Source organism: Neptunomonas antarctica (genome assembly GCF_001305295.1).
Classification (GTDB): domain Bacteria; phylum Pseudomonadota; class Gammaproteobacteria; order Pseudomonadales; family Balneatricaceae; genus Neptunomonas; species Neptunomonas antarctica.
The window spans coordinates 46,565-68,968 of sequence record NZ_LJSI01000042.1 but is presented as its reverse complement, the minus strand read 5'-3'; the positions used below and the strand labels follow the sequence as shown (position 1 = coordinate 68,968).

Genomic DNA, 22,404 nt, shown 5'->3' with positions numbered 1-22,404 from the left:
TCTGAAGAGGCCACATGCCTTTTCTAAAAACCTCTTTCTAATACATCACTATATTAACTGAGGTCATTCGCTAAAAAGAACCAGGTATCCAGCACAGAGTCAGGATTAAGAGAGACACTGTTGATCCCCTGCTCCATCAGCCATTTAGCCAGATCAGGATGATCAGAGGGCCCCTGGCCACAAATCCCAATATATTTACCTTTCGCTTTACACGCATCAATGGCCATGCTCAGTAGCTTTTTAACGGCATCATTACGTTCATCAAAGAGATGAGCAATCACGCCAGAGTCTCTGTCCAGCCCCAACGTTAACTGGGTCAGATCGTTGGAACCGATAGAGAAACCATCAAAATACTCCAAAAACTCATCGGCTAATAAAGCATTAGACGGAATTTCGCACATCATAATCAGACGTAATCCGTTTTCTCCTCTTGTTAGTCCATTTTCTGCGAGTAACTCAACGACTTGTTTAGCTTCACCGACGGTGCGTACAAACGGAATCATTATTTCAACATTGGTGAGGCGCATTTCATCACGTACTTTTTTAAGCGCCCGGCATTCAAGCTCAAAACAGTCACGAAACGAATCAGAGATATAACGCGCCGCGCCTCTGAATCCCAACATAGGGTTTTCTTCACTGGGTTCGTACTGATCACCACCAATAAGATGGCCATATTCATTCGATTTAAAATCAGACATTCTGACAATGACTTTTTTAGGGTAAAAAGCGGCAGCCAAGGTTGCAATACCTTCAACCAGCTTATCAATATAAAAATTAATCGGCCCATCATATCCCGCAATACGTCTTTCGATTACCTGACGAACTTCGAGGGGCTGCTCATCCATATTCAATAATGCTTTGGGATGAACACCGATCATTCGATTAATAATGAACTCAAGCCGGGCAAGACCTACACCCGCATTTGGCAGCGATTGAAAATCAAAAGCACGATCTGGATTACCGACGTTCATCATTATATCGAACGGTAATGTGGGCATTGAGTCCACGCTATTGGTTTGGTGTTCGAAATTCAGACGCCCTTCATAAGCGCGTCCTGTATCACCTTCTGCACAAGAAACAGTAACTACCTGACCGTTGCGAAGCCTATCAGTCGCATCGCCACATCCTACTATCGCGGGAATTCCGAGTTCACGGGCGATGATGGCGGCATGACAGGTGCGGCCTCCACGATTAGTGACGATAGCGGCAGCACGCTTCATAACAGGCTCCCAATCAGGATCTGTCATATCAGTCACCAGTACATCACCTGGCTGGACAATGGCCATTTCGGAGATATTAGACACCAGGCGAACCGGCCCAGAGCCGATACGATGCCCGACTGAACGCCCTTCAACCAGAACGTTGCCTTTTTCTTTTAATAAATAGCGTTCAATAACATTGCCGTTATCCCGACTACGGACTGTTTCTGGTCTGGCTTGAACAACATATAACTGACCATCATCACCATCTTTGGCCCACTCGATATCCATTGGACGTTGATAGTGATCTTCGATAATGATGGCTATTTCAGCTAGCGCTTGCACATCATCATCATTGATACAAAAGCGATTTCGGTCCTTAGCGTCTACGGTTACAGTCTCAACTGCCCGACTGGTTGAGCCTTCGCCGGAATACACCATTTTGATCGCTTTAGACCCTAAAGTTCTGCGTAAAATGGACGGTATTTTTTGTTTTAGTGTCGGCTTATATACATAAAACTCATCAGGATTAACCGCGCCCTGAACAATAGTTTCTCCTAATCCATAGGAGGCAGTAATAAACACCACATGTTTAAAACCGGATTCGGTATCCATTGAAAACATAACACCCGAGGCGCTTGTTTCACTTCGCACCATTCGCTGGACACCCGCAGATAAAGCAACATCTTTATGTTCAAAATTATGGTGTACACGATATGAAATAGCACGATCATTATACAGAGAAGCAAACACCTCTTTGATCGCTTGCTTTATATTATCCAGCCCGCGGATGTTAAGAAAAGTCTCCTGCTGGCCCGCAAATGATGCGTCGGGCAGGTCTTCCGCCGTGGCAGAAGACCGCACAGCGACGGTCATCGCGGTATCATTACCCGCCATGTCAGCAAAGGCTAATTCTATGGCGAGATTAAGCTCAGGTTGCAATTGCGCATCATAAATCCACTGCCGAATCTGCTTACCTGCTGCCGCTAGTGCAACGACATCGTTGACATCCAATGGATGCAGGAGTGAATTTATTTTTTCTTCCAACCCACCAAAGGTCAGAAAATCTCGAAATGCTTCAGCAGTGGTAGCAAACCCACCGGGCACTTTGATACCCGCAGCGCTCAGCTGGCTAATCATCTCGCCTAATGATGCGTTTTTACCGCCTACCTTTTCAACATCTCCCATACCCGCCTGATCAAGACGTAATACGTAATTATGCAAAGCCATTCACTCCTACTATCGAACCTAAGCACTGTGTAACACTATTAATAATTCTGTTTTTTATTATTTCAGCACTGTAATGGTGACAGCATACGTTAATTTTCAGAAGAAAATGCAAAACTCAGGTCAGCGTTTAAACTGATTCTTGATTCAGCCGGCCGGGCACATGCCCGACAAAAGCATGAAAGTCCGTTTCAAGCTGATTTGCAAGACTATTTTGATGCTTTAAACGTAATAAAGTGACCACACTCTCCGCTGTACATAGCCCCCCTTCAATCTGATTACGCCGCAAAGTAAATAACGAAGGAGGTGCGGACTCCAGTAATACGCGAGGCAGAGATTGGAGATACGGGCTACGATTATAGATTTTGCGTGCCTCCTGCCACGTACTATCGATCAGAATAAAATGGTTAAGTGAAGCAGGCGCACTAAAAAACGAATCCGTTAGCGGTGGGTTTGGTCCGCCTGCCAGCTCTGCTGGATCAGGATACAGAAGGCCCACACCCCCTTGGCCAATCCACGCCAACAATGCAGGATCGGGTTCAGTACGCTTCCATATAATACGCGTGACATGCAGACCGTCGATCACTTCAACGAGCCGACCTGTATTAGTTTTTTTATCGAGCTCCCTTTCATGGGTCAGTAAAATAATATGCATTAGGTTTACACTTGTCTTAATATTACGAACAATAATTATATATAACCGTGATATAGTTTTCTCACGATTTATGCAGCTAGATGGTTGTGCAGATAAATTCATCAACGAGATACGTTGCATTAACGCTGCTGTCATAAGGCTTGTTTGCTATAATCTGCAGCTTATATACGTATTGAGAATGGCATGAAGCGTACCGTATTTTTTATTTCAGATGGCACTGGCATTACTGCTGAAGCGTTAGGCGATAGTCTGCTTGCGCAATTTGCAGAGATTGAATTTGAAAAATTCACTCTTCCCTATATCAACACACCGGAAAAAGCGGCGGAAACGGTTAAGTTGATAACCACTGCCGGCATAAAAGATGGACTAAGACCGATCTTGATTGACACTATCGTCAATGATGAGATCAGACAAATTTTAAACGGCTGCGACACCTTAAAGATTGACGTATTCTCGACCTTTATCAAACCCCTTGAACTTGAATTTTGTACCCATTCATCTTATTCAGTCGGTAAGTCACACGCTATCGTCGAAGCCAACCGTTATAAAGATCGTATTGATTCAATAAATTTCGCCCTTGAAAATGACGATGGTGCACGCACTAAACAATACAGCAAAGCCGATATTATACTGGTCGGCGTTTCACGCTGCGGTAAGACACCCACCTGTCTTTACATGGCCTTGCAATTTGGCATACGTGCAGCCAACTATCCACTGACAGAAGAAGACCTGGAACATAATGCACTGCCAGAATGCTTACAACCCTATAAAGATAAACTTTACGGGCTAACGATTGATCCTTTTCAGCTCACTGCTATCCGCCATGAGCGCCGCCCTAACAGTCGTTACTCCTCACTGAATCAATGTGATGTTGAAATTCGATTTGTTGAACAACTTTTTAAAAAGTCGCTCATCCCCTATATCAACACCACCACATTTTCAATTGAAGAAATTTCTACACGCATCATGGCTGACCGAGGCCTACAACGCAGATTTAATAATTAATTTTGCATTTATACTGCAGCCAATCATTTAGACGAATGGCAGCCATAAAGGGAGTGACTCATGAGAGAGCGCATATATGATATTGCACTTAAACATCCTATCTGGATTTTACTTGCCAGCATCATATTAGTGATACTGGCCACTGCAGGCGCTAAAAACCTGGTATTTAAGAGCGACTATCGTGTTTTCTTTAGTGAAGAAAACCCGCAGCTCACCTCGTTTGAAAGCATGCAGAAAATTTACAGTAAAAGTGATAACGCCGTTTTTATCATCGCGCCAAAAGAGGGTGTGGTTTTTACGCCTAAGCGACTCGCCGCTATTCACAAACTAACCCATGAGTCCTGGCAGGTGCCTTATTCAACCCGTGTAGACTCAATCACTAACTTCCAGTACACAAGGGCTGAAGAAGACGACTTAATCGTTGAAGATATGGTGTTTGATCCCACACGTCTAACGTCAGCCGATATGCCTGCACTGACAGAGCTGATCGTTAACGATCCTCTGATGCGAAGTAAACTTATTTCTCCTGAAGGGCATGTTAGTGTTGTTAATGTGACTATCCAGTTACCCGGAATCAACCCCGTCGAGGAGGGTCCTGAGGTCGTTAGTAAAATCCGAGAAATGAAAACGAATTTCCTCTCCGAAAACCCAGATATGGATCTTTACCTCTCTGGCATGATTATTATGAACAACAGCTTTGCTGAGTCAGCACAATACGACAGTGAAACGCTTATTCCTCTCATGTTTGGCGTCGTTGTTTTAGCAATGATTTTTTTCCTGCGCACGTTCAGCGGAACCTTGGCGACCATCATCGTTATCATTTTCACTATTTTTAGTACAATGGGATTAGCCGGCTGGACAGGGTTCTACCTTACAGCACCATCAATCAGTGCACCCACCATACTTCTAACGCTTGCCGTTGCTGATTGTGTGCATATTTTAACGACATTTTTCTATGAATTACGTCACGGCGCGGAGAAACGGGCTGCACTTATAAGTAGCTTGCGGATTAATTTCAACCCCATTTTTCTGACCAGTATCACCACAGCCATTGGCTTCCTGAGCATGAACTTTTCCGACTCTCCTCCTTTTCGAGACTTGGGCAACATGGTCGCCGCAGGCGTCATGATCGCGTTCCTCTTGTCGATTACGGTTTTCCCTGCCCTGCTCATGTTATTACCCATTAAGGTTAAGCCGCAGAACACTGAGAACAGTGACTTGATGGATAAGTTTTCGGCATTTGTCATCAATAAGCGCAATATTTTACTCCCCGGAATGACCCTTGTTATTCTATCGATGGTGGTTTTTGTGCCACTAAACACGCTCAACGATGACTTTGTTAAATACTTCGATAAGACAGTGCCGTTTCGCCAGGCCACTGATTTCATGCAGGATAATATTTCAGGTATGACCTCTATTGAAATATCTATCAAGTCAGGCGAATCTGGCGGCATCAATGAACCCGCCTACCTTAAAGCACTTGATAACTTCAGTGGCTGGCTTCGTACTCAACCTGAAACAGACCACGTCAGTACTCTGACGGATATCATTAAACGCCTTAACAAAAATATGCACGCCGATAATCCCGCTTTTTATACCCTACCGGAGAGTCGGGAATTAGCGGCGCAGTATCTGTTACTTTATGAAATGTCACTTCCGTATGGTCTCGATCTTAACAACCAGTTAAATGTTGATAAATCATCTACGCGCGTCATAGGCACCTTTAAAAACCTGACCAGTAATGAACAAATTGAACTAGAAGAACGCCTGTACCAATGGTTTGCAGACAATGCACCACAATACAATATATTGGTTGCCAGTCCGCCGTTAATGTTTGCTCACATTGGCCAGCGCAATATTCATAGTATGCTTATCGGCATCACGCTGGCTTTAATCCTGATATCAGCCCTATTAGGCATAGCTCTGCGCTCAGTACGCTACGGACTTATTAGCTTGCTGCCTAACTTGGCGCCTGCTGCAATGGGCTTTGGACTCTGGTATTTTATTGATGGTCAGGTTGGTTTAGCGCTGTCAGTGGTTGCAGGTATGACATTAGGCATTATCGTGGACGATACGGTGCACTTTCTCAGTAAGTACCGTTATGCCCGCGAACAGAAGAATAAAAACTCTCACGAGGCCGTTCAATACGCCTTCGCGAGTGTTGGCCGCGCACTCTGGATCACCTCCCTTGTTCTGGTCGCTGGCTTTATGGTGCTTGCTCAATCCAGTTTCAAAATTAATGCTGATATGGGTTTGCTGACCGCTATTACTATACTGATTGCGTTGGTGGTAGATTTCTTGTTTTTACCACCACTTCTCATGAAACTAGATACAACACCCAGATACGAAAACCAGACAGACAGCACAAAAGGAGCTCTGCATGAACCTTCAAGCAAAAACAATTAATTGGCTGCTTCCTGCCATTCTGCTCGCAAGTGCGTCCTTTTCCTACGCAGAAACAGCAGAGGAAAAAGGCCTGGCGATTGCCAAACAAACCAAACAAAGTGATATCGGCTGGACAGATATGACAGCCCAGATGCAAATGGTCCTACGCAATAGCGAGGGGCAGGAAAGCATCCGTGATATCCGCATGCAATCGCTTGAAAAAAAGGATGATGGCGATAAAAGCCTGAGTATTTTTGATAGGCCACTGGATGTAAAAGGCACCGCTTTTTTAAGTTTCTCCCATCCAGGCGAAGCTGATGACCAATGGCTTTACCTGCCTGCTCTTAAGCGCGTTAAACGGATAGCTTCACGTAACAAGTCAGGCCCCTTCATGGGCTCCGAGTTTGCCTATGAGGATTTGACATCATTTGAAATCGAGAAATATACTTACAAGTATCTCAGGGATGAATCCTGCGGAACTGAGCAGTGCTATGTTGTTGAACAGTACCCGGTAGACGAATATTCAGGTTACACGCGCAGAGTCGTCTGGATTGATCAGAGCGAAAACCGTCTTCATAAAATTGACTTTTATGATCGGAAAAACTCACTATTAAAAACGCTGACCTACGCTGCATATCAACAATATTTAGGTAAACACTGGCGCCCGGACATGATGAAAATGGACAATCATCTAACAAAAAAAAATACCGACCTTATATGGACAGATTATCAGTTCAATACAGGCTTAAGTGATGCAGACTTTAATAGAAACTCATTAAAACGAGCACATTAAAATGTCATTACATCGAGGCAACCAATACCTGACAGGGTTAGGGCTAATACTAGCCCTAACCGCTCCGACATGCGCCGCCGTGGAATTCGAGTCTTATGGTAAAGCAACTACCGAGTTGCGACTCTTTACAGAAGGCGCTCAATTTACAGACCAGTCCTACAATAGTAATACCTCTTTGTCTGTTGAACCCACCCTATTCTGGCACTGGAATGACAACCAGGATTCTCTGTCCTTTAAACCATTTTTGCGCATAGATCAGCATGATGACGAAAGAACACATGCTGATATCCGTGAGTTTAGCTGGAATCATCAGGGTGAAGATTGGGAATTGCGCTCGGGTATTCGCAAAGTATTTTGGGGCGTAACTGAGTTCCAGCATCTTGTCGACGTTATCAATCAAAGCGATGCTGTCGAAGATATTGATGGTGAAGATAAACTTGGTCAGCCAATGATCAATCTTTCGTTTGTCAAAGAATGGGGGATTGTCGATCTATACCTGCTGCCCGGTTTTCGCGAACGTACGTTCCCAGGCAAACAAGGCCGCTTACGCACAGAACTCTATGTCGATCAGGATCAAGCTCTCTTTGAAGCCGGAAACGAAGCACTTCACACTGATTTCGCCGTACGCTGGAACCATTTCGTTGGCGATTTTGATCTAGGCGCATACTGGTTTAGAGGCACTAATCGTGACCCTATTCTACAGATAGGCACTAACGGTAGCGACATGGTACTTGTACCTTATTATGAGCAGATGAACCAATTCGGTTTCGACGCACAGGCCACATTAGACAGCTGGCTCTGGAAAGCAGAAGCCATCTGGCGCGAGACCGACACACAACGATACTGGGCTACGCAAGCCGGTTTTGAATATACCTTTTATGCCATTCACGATAGTAATGCAGATCTTGGAGTTTTGCTGGAATATGGTTGGGATCAACGCGGCAAGGATGCAAACGCAATATTTCAGAACGATGTCTCGATAGGCGCACGTTTAACACTGAATGACGCGGCCAGCACTGAGTTTCTCGCCGGTATTATTCATGATCTTGACTATGGCAGCAGCAGTTTTCAGGTGGAAGCGAGCCGGCGAATAGGCAATAAATGGAAAGTAAGCTTGGATGGACGTTTCTTTTCTGCAGAGGATGCTCGCGACCCCCTATCAACTCTAGGTAACGACAGCCACATTCAAATCAGTGCAGAACGGTATTTCTAAGCTGGATTTTTTCAGATCAGGGAGGCTTAATAAGGCTTATAAACAGGCTTAGCGAACAATAAAATTCCTCACGCGCGCCATAAGCGGGGGAATTGACTCTTTCTCAGCCCGCAGGATTGGAGCTGAATATCTGGCACTCTTCATCCGACGTATTTCTAAATCGGTGAGGCAGTGAACTGTTAAAATAATAACCGTCTCCCGCTTTAAGATGATAAACATCAAAACCAACGGTCAATTCGATCTCACCTTGCAGAACCAAACCACCTTCTTCTCCTTCATGCTGCAACATATCTGCGCCGGTATCGGCTCCAGGCGGATAATGTTCTCTCAATATATTAGTAGAGCGCCCTTTCACTGTAGCACCAACCAACAGCAATTTAACGTTATCAGTTCCAATATTCGGCTGTTCATCGGCACGAAAGACTACTTTTTCCGGTTGGGTATCATCTGTGAAAAAATCACCAATGGAAATAGGCACACAGGCAAGAATTTTTTTAAGCGAACTAACCGAAGGGCTCACCGCATTTTTTTCAATCATTGAAATAGTACTATTAGTCACACCCGCACGCTTGGCCAATTCGCGCTGAGAAACACCTTTAAGTGTTCTGATCTGCTTTAATCTCTCGCCAACATCCACACTAAATTCCTGTATTTATTGAGTTTTAGGTATACTATAAAAAACTTATAGTATACCTAAAACTCTAGCCACTTACGGTCAATTAATACCGTAAGCAACTAGAAAAATCAGCGTACTATTTATTAGCGCACAACTTAATAAAGCAGGTTGTACTATCGTGATAAAGCACATTAACCTCTTTGTATAACACCCTGATTACAAAGTTTTTCTATATCTTTTTCCGTCATATCTAAAACCGACTTAAGAACCTGTTCGCTATGCTCACCCAATACCGGAGGTGCCTGACGATAGGTAATCGGTGTTTTTGAAAATTTTACCGGATTAGCGACAGAAGGAACATTGCCGGCATCCCGATGTTCCAGAGAAATCTGCATCTCACGATGTTTAATCTGCGGCTCATCAAAGACCTGCGCTATCGTATTGATAGGCCCACAAGGTACACCTACGTCTCCCAGTTTTGCTAACCACACTTCAGTGGTGTTGTGTTTCATCAACGGAAGCAAAAATGGAATCAGATCATTACGGTTCTCTACACGCTTTTGATTACTACTGAACGCCGGATCTGCTGCAAGCTCTGGCCGACCCGCCGCTTCACAAAAACGTGTAAATTGCTGATCATTGCCAACGGCCAGAATAATGTGACCATCGGCTGTCGGAAATGCCTGGTAAGGCACTATATTGGGGTGTGCGTTACCTAATCGCTCAGGAGAAACACCGCTGGCTAAAAAGTTCATCGCCTGATTGGCCAGTGTCGCCACTTGCACATCCAGCAATGCCAGGTCGATATATTGACCCATACCGGTTTCTTCACGATGCAATAATGCCGCTTGCACAGCATTGGCCGCATACAGACCCGTCATCACATCAACCAGCGCGACCCCCGCTTTCATTGGCATACCGTCAGGCTCCCCTGTTACGCTCATCAGGCCACCCATCCCCTGAATCATAAAATCGTAACCTGCTCGCTGTGCATCGGGGCCATCTTGCCCGAAACCGGTGATAGAACAATAGATGAGACGCGGATTCAGTGCTTTCAGTGAATCGTAATCAAGCCCGTATTGCTTAAGCCCACCTACTTTATAGTTCTCTAACAGTACATCCGATACTTTGACTAACTCGCGAATAATGGCTTGCCCTTCAGGACACGCCATATCAACCGCAACGGACTGCTTGCCTCGATTAGCCGCATGAAAATAAGCGGCTTCCGACGTTTTAGCGTCGCTCCCCTGCATAAAAGGAGGTCCCCATTGTCGCGTATCATCACCTTTACCGGGGCGCTCGATCTTAATCACCTCAGCACCGAAATCAGCCAGCATCTGGCCGGCCCAGGGGCCCGCAAGAATACGACTCAAATCAAGAACACGGATATGTGATAAAGCGCCGCTCATCAGAAAAACGCCTGTAAACCAGTCTGCGCTCGGCCAAGAATCAACGCGTGAATATCGTGTGTACCTTCATAGGTATTCACCGCCTCAAGGTTCATCACATGACGAATCACATGGAACTCATCAGAAATACCGTTACCGCCATGCATATCACGGGATACACGCGCAATATCTAATGCCTTACCGCAGTTGTTTCGTTTCATCAGAGAGATAAGCTCAACCGGACAGTTACCGGCGTCCATCATCTGCGCCATACGCAGGCAACCCTGAAGACCAATAGAAATTTCTGTCTGCATATCTGCTAATTTTTTCTGCACTAATTGAGTTTGTGCTAGCGGACGACCAAATTGCTTACGATCCAGTGTGTATTGACGTGCGGCATGCCAACAGAACTCTGCCGCGCCTAATGCACCCCACGCGATACCAAAACGTGCCTTGTTCAAGCAACCGAACGGGCCTGCTAACCCCGATACATTTGGAAGCATATTTTCGTCAGGAACAAACACATCTTCCATAACGATTTCGCCCGTGATCGATGCCCGAAGTGAAAACTTACCTTCAATTTTAGGAGCTGACAGGCCTTTCATACCTTTCTCAAGTACGAAACCACGAATCACATCATCCAATTTTGCCCAGACCACAAACACATGCGCGACCGGTGAATTGGTAATCCACATTTTGCTGCCTTTGAGGATAAAGCCGCCATCTACTTTTGTAGCCTTAGTGCGCATCCCGGCAGGGTCAGAACCCGCATCAGGCTCCGTTAGACCAAAACATCCGATCCATTCACCGCTGGCTAATTTAGGTAAATACTTTTGACGCTGCTCTTCACTTCCGTAGGCGTAGATGGGATGCATAACAAGTGAAGATTGCACGCTCATTGCAGAACGGTAGCCACTATCAACCCGTTCAACCTCGCGTGCTACCAAACCATAGCTGACATGGCTGACTGCGGCACAACCATATTTTTCAGGCAAGGTGCTTCCCAATAAGCCCAGCTCACCCAACTCTGTCATGATCTCGACATCAAATGTCTCATTACGGTTTGCTAGCAATACACGCGGCATTAATTTGTCTTGCATGTAGTCACGCGCCGCATCACGAACCATACGCTCTTCATCGGTAATCTGCTGGTCTAACAAGAAAGGATCTTCCCAAATAAATGCCGCTTTACTCATGCTAATAACCTCAATTTATTATTTATTAATGGTGCTCTAATACGTATATTTGATACCTAATGTGACTCATACGCTAACACTACCTGACAATTTATGTGCATTATTTTTTACAAATAGTAGACTTTTACTTTGATTATTTTTCATCGACAAAAAATATTTCACTCACAGGCTCCTTTAACAACCAATATTAAAAACCTAACTATATGATTTAAATAATAATAATTGAAAAACAGGCTTTAGAATAATAATTCAGCCAACACAGGCTATTAGATCTTAATAAGACCAATTATGAGCAATAACTGACGTTAAATCTGCAGGACACCCTTTCAATTTGTCAGATATATTGAACACATAGTAAGATCTGATTATTTTAACCATGCTTGAACCGGACCCAACATCTCTGCTAAAGAAGCTACCACTAAAATAAATATGGCGAAATTCAACTTCTCTACTAACATGATGATGTATTTGAAATTTTCGTTGAAGAAATATTAAGAAACTGATTTTCGCACATCCTTTTTACTGATAATTGGCATGCTTAAACCGATATAATAATTATAAAAAGTGGTGTTTATGATCTATCGACGAACCTCTGTATTTTTTTTAAGTTTGTTATGCTGTGTTAGCTCCACGTGCTATGCCTTTAATGTCACATTTATCAATCCCGGAAAACAAGGCGAACATTTCTGGGACATGGTCACAGACACTATGCAAGCAGCGGCCATTGATCTGGATATTTCCCTGGAAGTACTCTATGCGGAACGCAACCGTGTACAGATGCGAGATATTGGGATTGCAGTAACGGAACGAGAGCAATTACCTGATGTGATGCTGCTCGTTAATGAAGAGCAAGCCTCTGATTCAATCGTAAAAGCAGCATCCAGAAAAGGAGTTAAGGTGCTTATGCTCCTTAACGACTTTCTCCCTGCTCAAAAATCCAAGCTTCGAACTGAGTTGGGACCTGATTGGGGAAAAGTCATGCTCGGCTCAATTACACCTGATAATTTTGGTGCCGGGGCCAGAATGATGGAGGCACTGCTCACCTGTGCCCGCGACATAGAAAAAACAGCGCCTATTAATGTACTGATGATTGGTGGCGACCAACTCACTCCCGCTTCAATTGACCGCAATGAAGGTGGGTTGTCCATTCTGGAGAAACGCCCGGATGCAATCTTAAAGCGTTTGCTTTACGCCAACTGGAATCAACGCGAGGCAACACTCCTAACAAACAATTATTTAAAATGGAGTGCCAGAAACCAAATCACACCGCATGCGATTTGGGCCGCCAATGACCCTATCGCACAAGGCGCATTAAATGCTCTCAAGCAACACAACCTCGACGCGGGTAAAGACGTCTGCCTGGTTGGCCTTAACTGGTCATCCGAAGGCTTAGCTATGGTTAAGAATAAAGAAATGGTTCATACCGATGGAGGTCATTTCCTGGCCGGCGCCTGGTCTATGGTCTTGCTTAAAGATATCTTTACCCAAGCCATATTACCCGAGATCCCTATCAATATTAATTTTGAAATGCAGGCTATTAATAGCCAAAATCTGGAACAATACCAAACAACATTTGGTCACGCTGCATGGGGAAAAATAAATTTCAGAAAATTTTTACTACACAATAAAAAATCTATGGCTAATTACAATTTCAGCATGGATGCACTCTTTACATCGGTTAAAAAATAACAGATATGAAATTTACGCCTAAGTCATTACAACTTAAATTTTTATTCTTACTGGTACCCTGCATGTGCGTAGCACTGACTGCTGCCTATGTATACGCAAGTTACAATCATCATCAGGATTTCACCACGCTTTCCAAGCATAAACGTAATAGTTTAGAAATCTACCCCGTTATTTTTGCTGAACCTCTCTGGAATTTTAATCAACCACTGATCAGAAATATTGCGCAATCTTTACTCCTCGATACAGACATCATCAAAGTAGAAGTCTTTGATGAAGGAATGCACAACCTTATTAATCTCTCATCAAAGAACAGCGCAAGCTCAGACATAGCCTTTATATTCGAAGCGCCTATTACGTATAAAAATGCACACATCCAGCAGTTGACAGGTTATCTGAAAGTCACTGTTAGTAATGTCAGTTTACAGCAAGATCTTACCAGAGCTCTGTATGAAAACCTGGTTGCAATGACTGTTCTTTTCGTGATGGTTTTCATTAGCATTTATAGTCTTTTTTATCGGTTCATTTCTTTACCCGTCAGCAAACTACTACTTGCCATTAATGACAACGTTGAGCAGCATAACTTTAAACAGGTTCAGATCAATGATAGTAGTGAAATCGGCGATATCATTACTGCATTTAACCACATGCAATCAACTCTGGAGCGAACTTATCACGACCTTAAGGTAAGCGAATCTCGTTTCAGAGAGCTCTATAACAACACACCCGCACTGATGTTTTTGATAGATGAAAACTGTACTATTCTCAACGCGAGTGCTTATTTTTGCCAACACCTAGGCTACGATAGCGCTGACGTGATAGGAAAAAATATTAGTTTCTTCTCCTCAGACCCCGATGCAAAAACACAATGTAATACATTTAAGAACACACTTCAGTTAACCGGTAACCTTCAACAACGCCCCTTTCAATTACAGAATAAACAAGGCCGTTCTCTTGATACCTTGCTTGATGCTGTCTCTCAGGACAACAGCCTCTGCTCCTTAGCCGTGTTAACTGACGTAACAAAATTAAAACAAGCGCACACAGAAATATACTATCAAGCAAGTTTCGATCAACTATCCGGCTTACCCAACAGAAATAGTCTTTTAACCCACTTAAATTTACTCATGAACGACGATCAAATACCCTTTGGCTTGATTTTTATTGATCTTGATCGATTTAAAGCAGTCAATGATATTTTTGGCCATACTCTTGGTGATCAACTGATTAAAGTAGTCGGGCAAAGAATGAGCACTCTACTTCGAAAATCGGATTTATTAGCCCGAATAGGGGGAGATGAATTTGCGATTGTGACGACGGCGGATACCGGAAAATTACAGTTTATATGCCAGCGTATCTTAGGCGCATTGAATCAACCATTTCATCTGGCTGAAAGCAAAATCAATGTATCGGCATCGTTCGGTATTGCTATTTACCCTAATAATGCCAGCACACCAGAACAACTGATTCAAAAAGCCGATAGAGCAATGTATCGGGCGAAAGAAGACGGCAGACAACGCTACAATTTTTATACGCCCGATCAGGAAGCGCATTTCATAGAACAAACGTCGATTGAACTATTGCTACAAAACTGCCTGGATGACAACTTACTCGTCATTTATTACCAACCCATCATTTGCCTGAAAACCGGAAAAATCATCGGTACCGAAGCGTTACTGCGTATGATCGATTACGATAACAACCTGATATCGCCCGATCAATTTATCTCTCTGGCAGAAGAAACAGGCGCTATTGTTAATATCGGTAATTGGTGCATCCATAATGCGTGTAAACAACTCGCGCAGTGGCGAGAGACTATCAATAGAGACATGGTTCTTTCGATCAACGTATCTTCACGACAATTACAAAGCATACATTTCTTAAAACAACTTAACGACAGTATTGCCGCATGGGACATTGATCCGTCTAAGCTCATTATCGAAATAACGGAAAGCTTGTTGATGCATGACAACCATACCAACAAAGAAGTTCTCCAATCAATTGATAAGCTTGGCTGCAAAATTGCTATCGATGATTTTGGTACCGGATTTTCGTCACTCAGCTACCTGATGAAATTCCCGATAAAAATACTTAAAATTGATCGCTCGTTTATCCGGGATTGCCAGACAAACCCTGCCAATAAGGCCTTGATTGGAGGGATATTAAGCTTAAGTCAAAATCTTTCTCTTGAGGTCATAGCAGAGGGTATTGAAACGACTGATCAATTTGATTTTATACTTCAATCAAATTGTGAACTAGCCCAAGGCTTTCTTTTCAGCAAACCGATGGATGCCGATCTTCTGACATCCCGCTGGGAAGAGCTTGAGCAAGCATGCATTACTGAATTTATGCAGTCCGAGCATGCTTATCCCTAAGTAACTAATGTCTCTGCTGGCGCATCCGCACAGCTACCCTGCACGCTAAGTGCGCACATCTCCCGATCGATTAAAAACAGACCAGTTAACTTAGTGTCAGGCGCACCCTGTATATTCATTTGCAACATAAGGACAGGCAAATGACGTGTTTGCACAAATCCTTATATGTAGCTATAGTAGCTAATAACTTTATATGTCGCTTTCATAAAGATAATTTACGCAGGTATTAAACCATGTCAGCACAGATTCAGCATCGCCCTGAACCTTCATTTGTTCTTGCTAAGGCTCTGCTTAACGCGTCCAAACAACTTGAGTTGAAACAGGATGAGCTGGGAAATGTTATTGGTCTGCATCGCACGGGTATTACTCGCTTAAAACAGAGAATGGAGCTAGATCCTACCTCTAAACAAGGCGAGTTGGCTTTATTGTTAATACGCGCAGCACGGGCGCTGTTTGCGCTATCGGGTGGAGATCAGGTTTGGATTTCACACTTCATGCGTGCGCCCAATAAATTAACCGGCGGCGTGCCTGCTGAGCAGGTGCAAACCGTGCAAGGACTTGCTCGTGTTGTTATGTATCTGGATGCGATTCGAGGCAAGGTGTGATGCTCTGGCAGAAATGTAACGGGCAAAATGAGATCAAGCCTATTACCGGCACGCTCTGTCGAATGGTTGAAAGTCAGGAGCAAGTGGCAACACTCGGTTACGTTGATACACTGGCCGAACAATCTGTATTGGAAGAATTATTAGAGGGTTCAAAACCAGCGTACCCAGAGGAAACGACTAGCTTACACTACCTTCTTAAAACGCCGTTTCGGTATCCTCCTTTGTTATGGGGCTCTCGTTTCGGACGAATGACTGAACCCAGCCTTTTTTACGGCGGCAAATCTCTTGAAGCAACACTGATTGAAGCGGCTTATTATCGGCTGGTGTTTCTTTTTTCTATGCAGGGTACGCCACCAAAGCCCAGACTAAACTCCGAGCACACCTTATTCTCTGTAAGCTATAGCAGCCCAAAAGGTATCCGTTTGCAAAACCCACCTTTTGATAACTACCTTAGTCAGTTAACTCACCTGAGCGACTACTCTGCCTGCCAACAGCTCGGCAGCAGTATGCGTGAAGCAGGTGTGGAGGTATTTGAGTACCTTTCGGCACGCGCTCAAAATAATGAGATTTGTGTCGCGCTGTTCTCGCCTGCTGCATTCAGCGATAAAGCACCCACTGGCATGGATCAATGGCTTTGTGAATCGAGCGCCGATTTTGTTGTTTTTAAAACGGCATCTCATAAATCTCCGTATTTTTTCCCTGTTGAACTGTTTTTAGTCGCAGGCACATTCCCTATGCCTGCCTAACCCACCGCTTTCATCACCACTTACCAGCCGCCTCTAAATCAGATGATTTTTGCTCTACCCACGCTTCGGATTCTGCATTTATCTCTTTTTTCCAAAACGGCGCATCTTTTTTCAGATAATCCATTATAAATTGCGCGGCTTCAAAAGCATTTATACGATGGCCGCTGGCAACACCGACAAATACGATATTATCGTTCATCGATAACAAACCTACGCGGTGGATAACCACCACCTTGCCGAGCGTCCAACGCTGGCGAGCTTTTTCTACAATATCCTCCAGTGCACGTTCTGTCATGCCGGGATAGTGCTCAAGAAACATCTGTTGCATCTGTGTTTCTATCTGTTCGCGCACTATGCCGGTAAAGGTGACGACTGCTCCACAGCTGGCATCGTCTGATTTTAGCTGCTCATATAGCTCAGCTATCGAGAAATCTTCTGTCTGCACTTTTATTACATCGTTCACTAGTACCTCTTTTTTTAAAAGCTCAGTCATTATCACACCTCGTTATCTTGAGAAAAATAATACCATTAATGCTAAGGTATACGCCTTATAATCCCGTATTTGGAGCGCGAAATGAGCTGGACACCTCATGCAACGGTCGCCACTATTATTGTCAAAGATAATCGTTTTCTGATGGTTGAGGAGATTGCGGAGGGAAAGCGGGTACTCAACCAACCCGCTGGCCATGTGGAACAGGGCGAGACTTTTGAAGCCGCCGCCATCCGTGAAACGCTGGAAGAGACCGGTCGCCATGTAAAACTGACATCACTGGTAGGCTTATATACTATTGAAGGCAAAACCAACGGCGTGACCTATCATCGGCTGTGTTATGTTGCTGAAGTGGTCTCCCATGATGCCGACTATGTGCTGGATAGTGATATCATCCGCACGCGGTGGTTAACCCGCGAGGAATTAGTGGCACAGAAAGCGTCTTTACGTAGCCCTATGGTGCTGGTATGCATTGATGATTTTCTGGATAATCGGTGTTTTCCTTTAGATTTTGTTCGTCAGTTATAGACTGATGTTTTTTGATTCATGGTTAGAGAGCTAAATGAGCAAGACAACCCCACAAAAAGTAATTGTCGGCATGTCAGGTGGTGTCGATTCGTCCGTGTCTGCCGTTCTTCTGATACAGCAAGGTTATCAGGTAGAAGGTCTTTTCATGAAAAACTGGGAAGAGGATGACGGTACTGACTATTGTACGGCGATGGATGACTTAGCCGATGCACAAGCCGTGTGCGACAAACTGGGCATTCTTTTACATAAGGCCAATTTTGCAGCCGAATACTGGGATAATGTCTTCGAGTACTTTCTTGCAGAGTACAAGGCTGGACGTACACCTAACCCGGACATACTGTGTAATCGCGAGATCAAGTTTAAAGCGTTTCTTGAATACGCTCTCGAACTGGGCGCAGACTATATCGCAACCGGCCATTATGTGCGCCGTGGCGAACGGGATGGGCATACCTGCCTGCTTAAAGGTCTTGATAACAATAAAGATCAAAGCTATTTCCTACATCAGGTGGGCGAGAAAGAGATCAAACAAACGCTCTTTCCTGTTGGTGAATTAGAAAAACCCGAAGTACGCCGTATCGCTGAAGAAAACGGGCTTATCACGCACAACAAAAAAGACAGCACCGGTATCTGTTTTATCGGCGAACGTCGCTTTAAAGATTTCTTACAGCAATACCTGCCGGCACAACCGGGCAAAATTGAAACCGACAAAGGCGATGTGATTGGCGAACACGCCGGCTTGATGTATTACACCATTGGCCAGCGCCAGGGGTTGCATATCGGTGGTCTGAAAAACTACCCGGAAGAGCCTTGGTTTGTTGCCGGTAAAGATTTGGATCGTAATGTCTTGATTGCCGTACAAGGTCAGCAAAATGATTTGTTGTTTACCCACTGGCTGACCTGCGAAGATATATTCTGGATCAATGGCAGTGCACCTGAAATACCATTTCAGTGCAAAGCTAAAGTGCGTTATCGCCAGGCGGATCAGGATTGCACCCTTGAAAAAACAGAAAACGGCGCCTATATCGTTACCTTTACCGTTCCTCAACGAGCAATCACCCCAGGGCAATCGGTGGTGTTTTATCAGGAAGATCTTTGTTTAGGTGGCGGTGTTATTGAATCAACGGGAAAATTAGAGGCGTAATTTACAATGTCCAGAGCGCATGACGAACAAACCATCGCATTAGCCGCCATTTTTCAGGCCGCTACACTCGTTGATCAGATCGCAAACCGCGGCATGGTGCCGCAAAACAGCCTGGAAACCAGCCTTTATAGTTTGTTTGTTACTGACCCAAAAATCACCGAAGACATTTTTGGCGGTGTGCGCGAGCTGCCGTATAATCTCAGTATGGGTCTGAAAGCACTGAATGACGTGGTAGAAAAGAAGAAAGATCCGAAGAGCAACAGTGTTACCAATTATGTTCTCAGTATGATTATGCTGGAACAAAAGCTGTCTAAAAATAAAGAGATGCTTAATACCATCGGCACCCGGATTGATGCGATTAAAGAGAAAGCACGCTATTTTAATCCAGAACATGAAAGCCCATTGGATAATCCATCGTCTTATACGCATTCCAATGTTGTCGCCAATATCGGCAGTCTTTATCAGGATACGATCAGCTCGTTCAAATTTCGTATACAGGTAGGCGGAGACCCTCGTCATCTGCAAAATGCTGAAAATGCCGCCCGTATTCGTGCGCTACTGTTAGCCGGTATACGTGCAGCAATGCTGTGGCGTCAAGTGGGAGGCAATCGCTGGCATCTGTTATTTTTCCGTTCACGCCTACGGCCCTCTTTACATAAAATCATGAGCCAAAAATCCAACACAGACTAACTAGCCGCGTCGAACTACAGATTTTTGAACTTTTATCCGCTATAATCGCGCTCTTTTTTTAACCCTTTAGCAACAGCGAGACGATATACATGGAGCTTTCTGCCCTCACTGCCGTATCTCCGGTAGACGGTCGTTATGGCAGCAAAACTGCTGACCTGCGCCCTATCTTCAGTGAATTTGGACTTATCCGTAACCGTGTTCTGGTTGAGATCCGTTGGTTACAACAACTGGCCGCTCATGCACAGATCCCTGAAGTCCCTGCATTGAGCGAGTCAGCAAACGCTCTGCTCAACAGCATTGTTGATGACTTCAGCGAAGCAGACGCTGAACGCGTTAAAGAGATCGAGCGCACCACCAACCACGATGTGAAAGCGGTTGAGTACATGATCAAAGATAAATTCAAAGACAATGCCGAACTGGCAGCGATCAGCGAATTTGTACATTTTGCCTGCACCTCAGAAGACATCAACAACCTTTCACACGCTTTGATGCTGAAGGATGGTTTAAGCACCGTTCTGCCAATGATGCAGCAAACATCTGATGTTATCGCACAGATGGGCCGCGACCATGCCGGCCAGCCTATGCTGTCACGCACACATGGCCAAACAGCGTCGCCTACCACCGTGGGTAAAGAGATGGCTAACGTTGCCTATCGCTTGCAGCGCCAGATCAAACAACTGGGCCAGATCGAATTTTTGGGCAAGATCAACGGTGCTGTGGGCAACTACAACGCTCACCTGTCTGCTTATCCTGATATCGACTGGGAAGCTAATGCAAAGACCATGATCAACACCCTTGGCCTGAGCTGGAACCCGTACACGACTCAGATCGAACCACATGATTACATCGCAGAATTGTTTGATGCTGTATGTCGCTTCAACACGATCCTGATCGATTTTGATCGTGATATCTGGGGTTACGTCTCACAGGGATACTTCAAACAGCGCACAATTGCTGGCGAAGTGGGCTCATCAACGATGCCGCATAAAGTGAATCCTATCGATTTCGAAAATTCAGAAGGCAACCTGGGCATCGCTAACGCCATCATGCAACATCTGGCCACTAAACTGCCAATCTCTCGCTGGCAGCGCGACCTGACCGACTCTACTGTTCTGCGTAACATGGGTGTTGGTTTTGGTTACAGCATGATTGCTTATCAATCCACGCTTAAAGGCATCAGCAAACTAGAGCTGAACGCAGCGCGTTTGGATCTGGATCTGGAAAATGCCTGGGAAGTCCTGGCTGAGCCAATCCAGACGGTTATGCGTCGTTACGCGATTGAAGAACCGTACGAAAAACTGAAAGCCCTCACCCGTGGCCAGACAATGAATAAAAACACCATTCAGGCATTTATCGATACGCTCGAACTGCCAGAAGATGTTAAAGACGCCCTGAAACAGCTCACACCGCATAACTATATCGGTAACGCTGTAGAGCAAGCTAAAAAGATCTAAACCTTTATTCTATGCAGTAAAGTGACGGATCAGAAAACGGGGCCATGTTAATGCATGGCCCCGTTTTTTATGTCACTGTTTTTGTGTTTTTTTCATTCTTACTGTGTTACTTATTAACAATGGGCACCATGATGTGAGCATAAGGGGTATCTTTCCACATCACATAAGGACCACCGTTATAAGGATCATCTGAAAGACCTTTCAACACTGCCTGTGGTACAACCACCATAATATGCGGGCCCTCCTGAACCCAGACATCTCCATTTCCAGGATCTGTTGCTGCGGGGTTTGAATTACTGACCATTGCATCACCTTTTAGCATATAGGAGATACCAATACGGTCTGTTTCGAAGGGAGCACCCGTCGCAGCAGCTTTCATAAATTCACGCCAAACGGCATCGTTGCACATGGGGTGCATATCTCCGGCAACCACCGGAATACCAGGCATGCAACTCCAATCAGACTCTCCCTGTTTCAGAACCGAGCCATCCACATCCACAATGGTTGCTTTATCGCTTAAATCTGACGGCGCCGCTGAGGAAGCACGTTCTATTTTATCAGTTTTGGATTCATCGCTTATCGCAGGAAAAGCAAGCAGTCCTGCTGTGATAGCGAGTATCACCGTTAAAATACGCATAAATATTCCTCTTTTTTTATTTTCATCTTCCAGTATAACCACACTCATTTCCTGATGAGAACCCGTCGCAAGCTCAATGAAAACTCAACAAAAACTTAACAAAAACTCAATAAAAATGGATAAGGATGTGACGAAACAAACCTTCTAATCGTTAGTTCTTGGGTCATATCGACGGCAGGAGGTATTTTTGAGCACGCAACGGAGGCAAGAAATTCAAGCCAAGGAGACATGAATTACCCGATTGTAGGATCAATATCAAAGGGTGCGTGCAGGAGCCACATGTACAATGAAGCCTGGCGCACTTGAAAACTAGCCTTGCACAAAAAACCAGGCGACAAGGCCATGCCTATTCAATCGGTACGCGGAATCGGGTAC

At 44.6% G+C, this 22,404-nt stretch carries 19 protein-coding genes; 12 read left to right on the top strand and 7 right to left on the bottom strand.

All coding sequences use genetic code 11. The features are described from left to right. Window positions 1-53: 53 nt before the first annotated feature. Together ppsA and Nant_RS10270 are read right to left on the bottom strand one after the other, a co-directional pair. Complete coding sequence (gene ppsA, locus Nant_RS10275) at window positions 54-2,429, bottom strand: phosphoenolpyruvate synthase (RefSeq protein WP_054341559.1); 2,376 nt, start codon at window positions 2,427-2,429, stop codon at window positions 54-56. A gap of 127 nt (window positions 2,430-2,556) precedes the next feature. Then, on the bottom strand, window positions 2,557-3,183 hold the full coding sequence (locus tag Nant_RS10270; protein ID WP_274378329.1) for a DTW domain-containing protein: 627 nt from the start codon (window positions 3,181-3,183) through the stop codon (window positions 2,557-2,559). A gap of 81 nt (window positions 3,184-3,264) precedes the next feature. Here Nant_RS10270 and ppsR point away from each other — a divergent pair, with 81 nt between their 5' ends. The 4 genes from ppsR to Nant_RS10250 are packed head-to-tail and all read left to right on the top strand — an operon-like array spanning window position 3,265 to window position 8,477. Further along, on the top strand, window positions 3,265-4,086 hold the full coding sequence (gene ppsR / locus Nant_RS10265) for a posphoenolpyruvate synthetase regulatory kinase/phosphorylase PpsR (RefSeq protein WP_054341557.1): 822 nt from the start codon (window positions 3,265-3,267) through the stop codon (window positions 4,084-4,086). Between the two features lie 60 nt (window positions 4,087-4,146). After that, window positions 4,147-6,492: an efflux RND transporter permease subunit gene (locus tag Nant_RS10260; protein WP_054341556.1), complete on the top strand. Its 2,346-nt coding sequence runs from the start codon at window positions 4,147-4,149 to the stop codon at window positions 6,490-6,492. Next, window positions 6,467-7,264, top strand: a complete 798-nt coding sequence (locus Nant_RS10255) for an outer membrane lipoprotein-sorting protein (RefSeq protein WP_054341555.1) — start codon at window positions 6,467-6,469, stop codon at window positions 7,262-7,264. The genes Nant_RS10260 and Nant_RS10255 overlap by 26 nt, the downstream gene beginning before the upstream one ends. A 1-nt stretch (window position 7,265) precedes the next feature. Then, entirely contained in the window at window positions 7,266-8,477 is a 1,212-nt protein-coding gene (locus Nant_RS10250) for a hypothetical protein (protein ID WP_054341554.1), read from the top strand. A gap of 103 nt (window positions 8,478-8,580) precedes the next feature. On the opposite strand, the gene Nant_RS10245 is transcribed toward Nant_RS10250, so the two are convergent. The 3 genes from Nant_RS10245 to Nant_RS10235 all read right to left on the bottom strand — a co-directional run bounded on the left by Nant_RS10245 (window position 8,581) and on the right by Nant_RS10235 (window position 11,677). Beyond that, window positions 8,581-9,114, bottom strand: coding sequence for a cupin domain-containing protein (locus Nant_RS10245; protein WP_054341553.1), 534 nt, complete (start codon window positions 9,112-9,114; stop codon window positions 8,581-8,583). 170 nt (window positions 9,115-9,284) lie between these two features. Further along, a complete protein-coding gene (locus tag Nant_RS10240; RefSeq protein ID WP_054341552.1) occupies window positions 9,285-10,502 on the bottom strand; it encodes a CaiB/BaiF CoA transferase family protein in 1,218 nt (405 codons plus the stop codon). Then, window positions 10,502-11,677 (bottom strand): acyl-CoA dehydrogenase, encoded by a 1,176-nt coding sequence (locus Nant_RS10235; RefSeq protein WP_054341551.1) that lies wholly within the window; start codon window positions 11,675-11,677, stop codon window positions 10,502-10,504. Before Nant_RS10235 ends, Nant_RS10240 begins: the two co-directional genes overlap by 1 nt. Before the next feature lie 573 nt (window positions 11,678-12,250). On the opposite strand from Nant_RS10235, the gene Nant_RS10230 reads away from it, so the two are divergent. The 4 genes from Nant_RS10230 (at window position 12,251) to Nant_RS10215 (ending at window position 17,089) form a co-directional block, all read left to right on the top strand. Further along, window positions 12,251-13,366 (top strand): ABC transporter substrate-binding protein, encoded by a 1,116-nt coding sequence (locus Nant_RS10230; protein ID WP_054341550.1) that lies wholly within the window; start codon window positions 12,251-12,253, stop codon window positions 13,364-13,366. A 62-nt stretch (window positions 13,367-13,428) separates the two neighbouring features. Then, the gene (locus tag Nant_RS10225; RefSeq protein ID WP_162224935.1) at window positions 13,429-15,738 is read left to right on the top strand and encodes an EAL domain-containing protein; all 2,310 of its coding nucleotides are present in this window, start codon (window positions 13,429-13,431) and stop codon (window positions 15,736-15,738) included. Window positions 15,739-15,971: 233 nt separating this feature from the next. Then, a complete protein-coding gene (locus Nant_RS10220; RefSeq protein WP_054341548.1) occupies window positions 15,972-16,343 on the top strand; it encodes an MbcA/ParS/Xre antitoxin family protein in 372 nt (123 codons plus the stop codon). Further along, window positions 16,343-17,089, top strand: coding sequence for an RES family NAD+ phosphorylase (locus Nant_RS10215; RefSeq protein WP_054341547.1), 747 nt, complete (start codon window positions 16,343-16,345; stop codon window positions 17,087-17,089). The genes Nant_RS10220 and Nant_RS10215 overlap by 1 nt, the downstream gene beginning before the upstream one ends. Before the next feature lie 13 nt (window positions 17,090-17,102). Here Nant_RS10215 and moaE read toward each other — a convergent pair whose 3' ends face one another. Next, window positions 17,103-17,582, bottom strand: a complete 480-nt coding sequence (moaE, locus tag Nant_RS10210; protein WP_054341546.1) for a molybdopterin synthase catalytic subunit MoaE — start codon at window positions 17,580-17,582, stop codon at window positions 17,103-17,105. A gap of 81 nt (window positions 17,583-17,663) precedes the next feature. Between moaE and Nant_RS10205 the strand changes: the two genes are divergently transcribed. The 4 genes from Nant_RS10205 (at window position 17,664) to purB (ending at window position 21,392) form a co-directional block, all read left to right on the top strand. Further along, window positions 17,664-18,107, top strand: a complete 444-nt coding sequence (locus Nant_RS10205; protein WP_054341545.1) for an NUDIX hydrolase — start codon at window positions 17,664-17,666, stop codon at window positions 18,105-18,107. A gap of 34 nt (window positions 18,108-18,141) precedes the next feature. Continuing rightward, entirely contained in the window at window positions 18,142-19,248 is a 1,107-nt protein-coding gene (mnmA, locus tag Nant_RS10200; RefSeq protein WP_054341544.1) for a tRNA 2-thiouridine(34) synthase MnmA, read from the top strand. Window positions 19,249-19,254: 6 nt separating this feature from the next. After that, window positions 19,255-19,938, top strand: a complete 684-nt coding sequence (gene hflD, locus Nant_RS10195; protein WP_054341543.1) for a high frequency lysogenization protein HflD — start codon at window positions 19,255-19,257, stop codon at window positions 19,936-19,938. Window positions 19,939-20,027: 89 nt separating this feature from the next. After that, entirely contained in the window at window positions 20,028-21,392 is a 1,365-nt protein-coding gene (gene purB / locus Nant_RS10190) for an adenylosuccinate lyase (RefSeq protein ID WP_054341542.1), read from the top strand. 106 nt (window positions 21,393-21,498) lie between these two features. Here purB and Nant_RS10185 read toward each other — a convergent pair whose 3' ends face one another. After that, window positions 21,499-22,029, bottom strand: a complete 531-nt coding sequence (locus Nant_RS10185; protein ID WP_054341670.1) for a hypothetical protein — start codon at window positions 22,027-22,029, stop codon at window positions 21,499-21,501. Window positions 22,030-22,404: the final 375 nt, after the last annotated feature.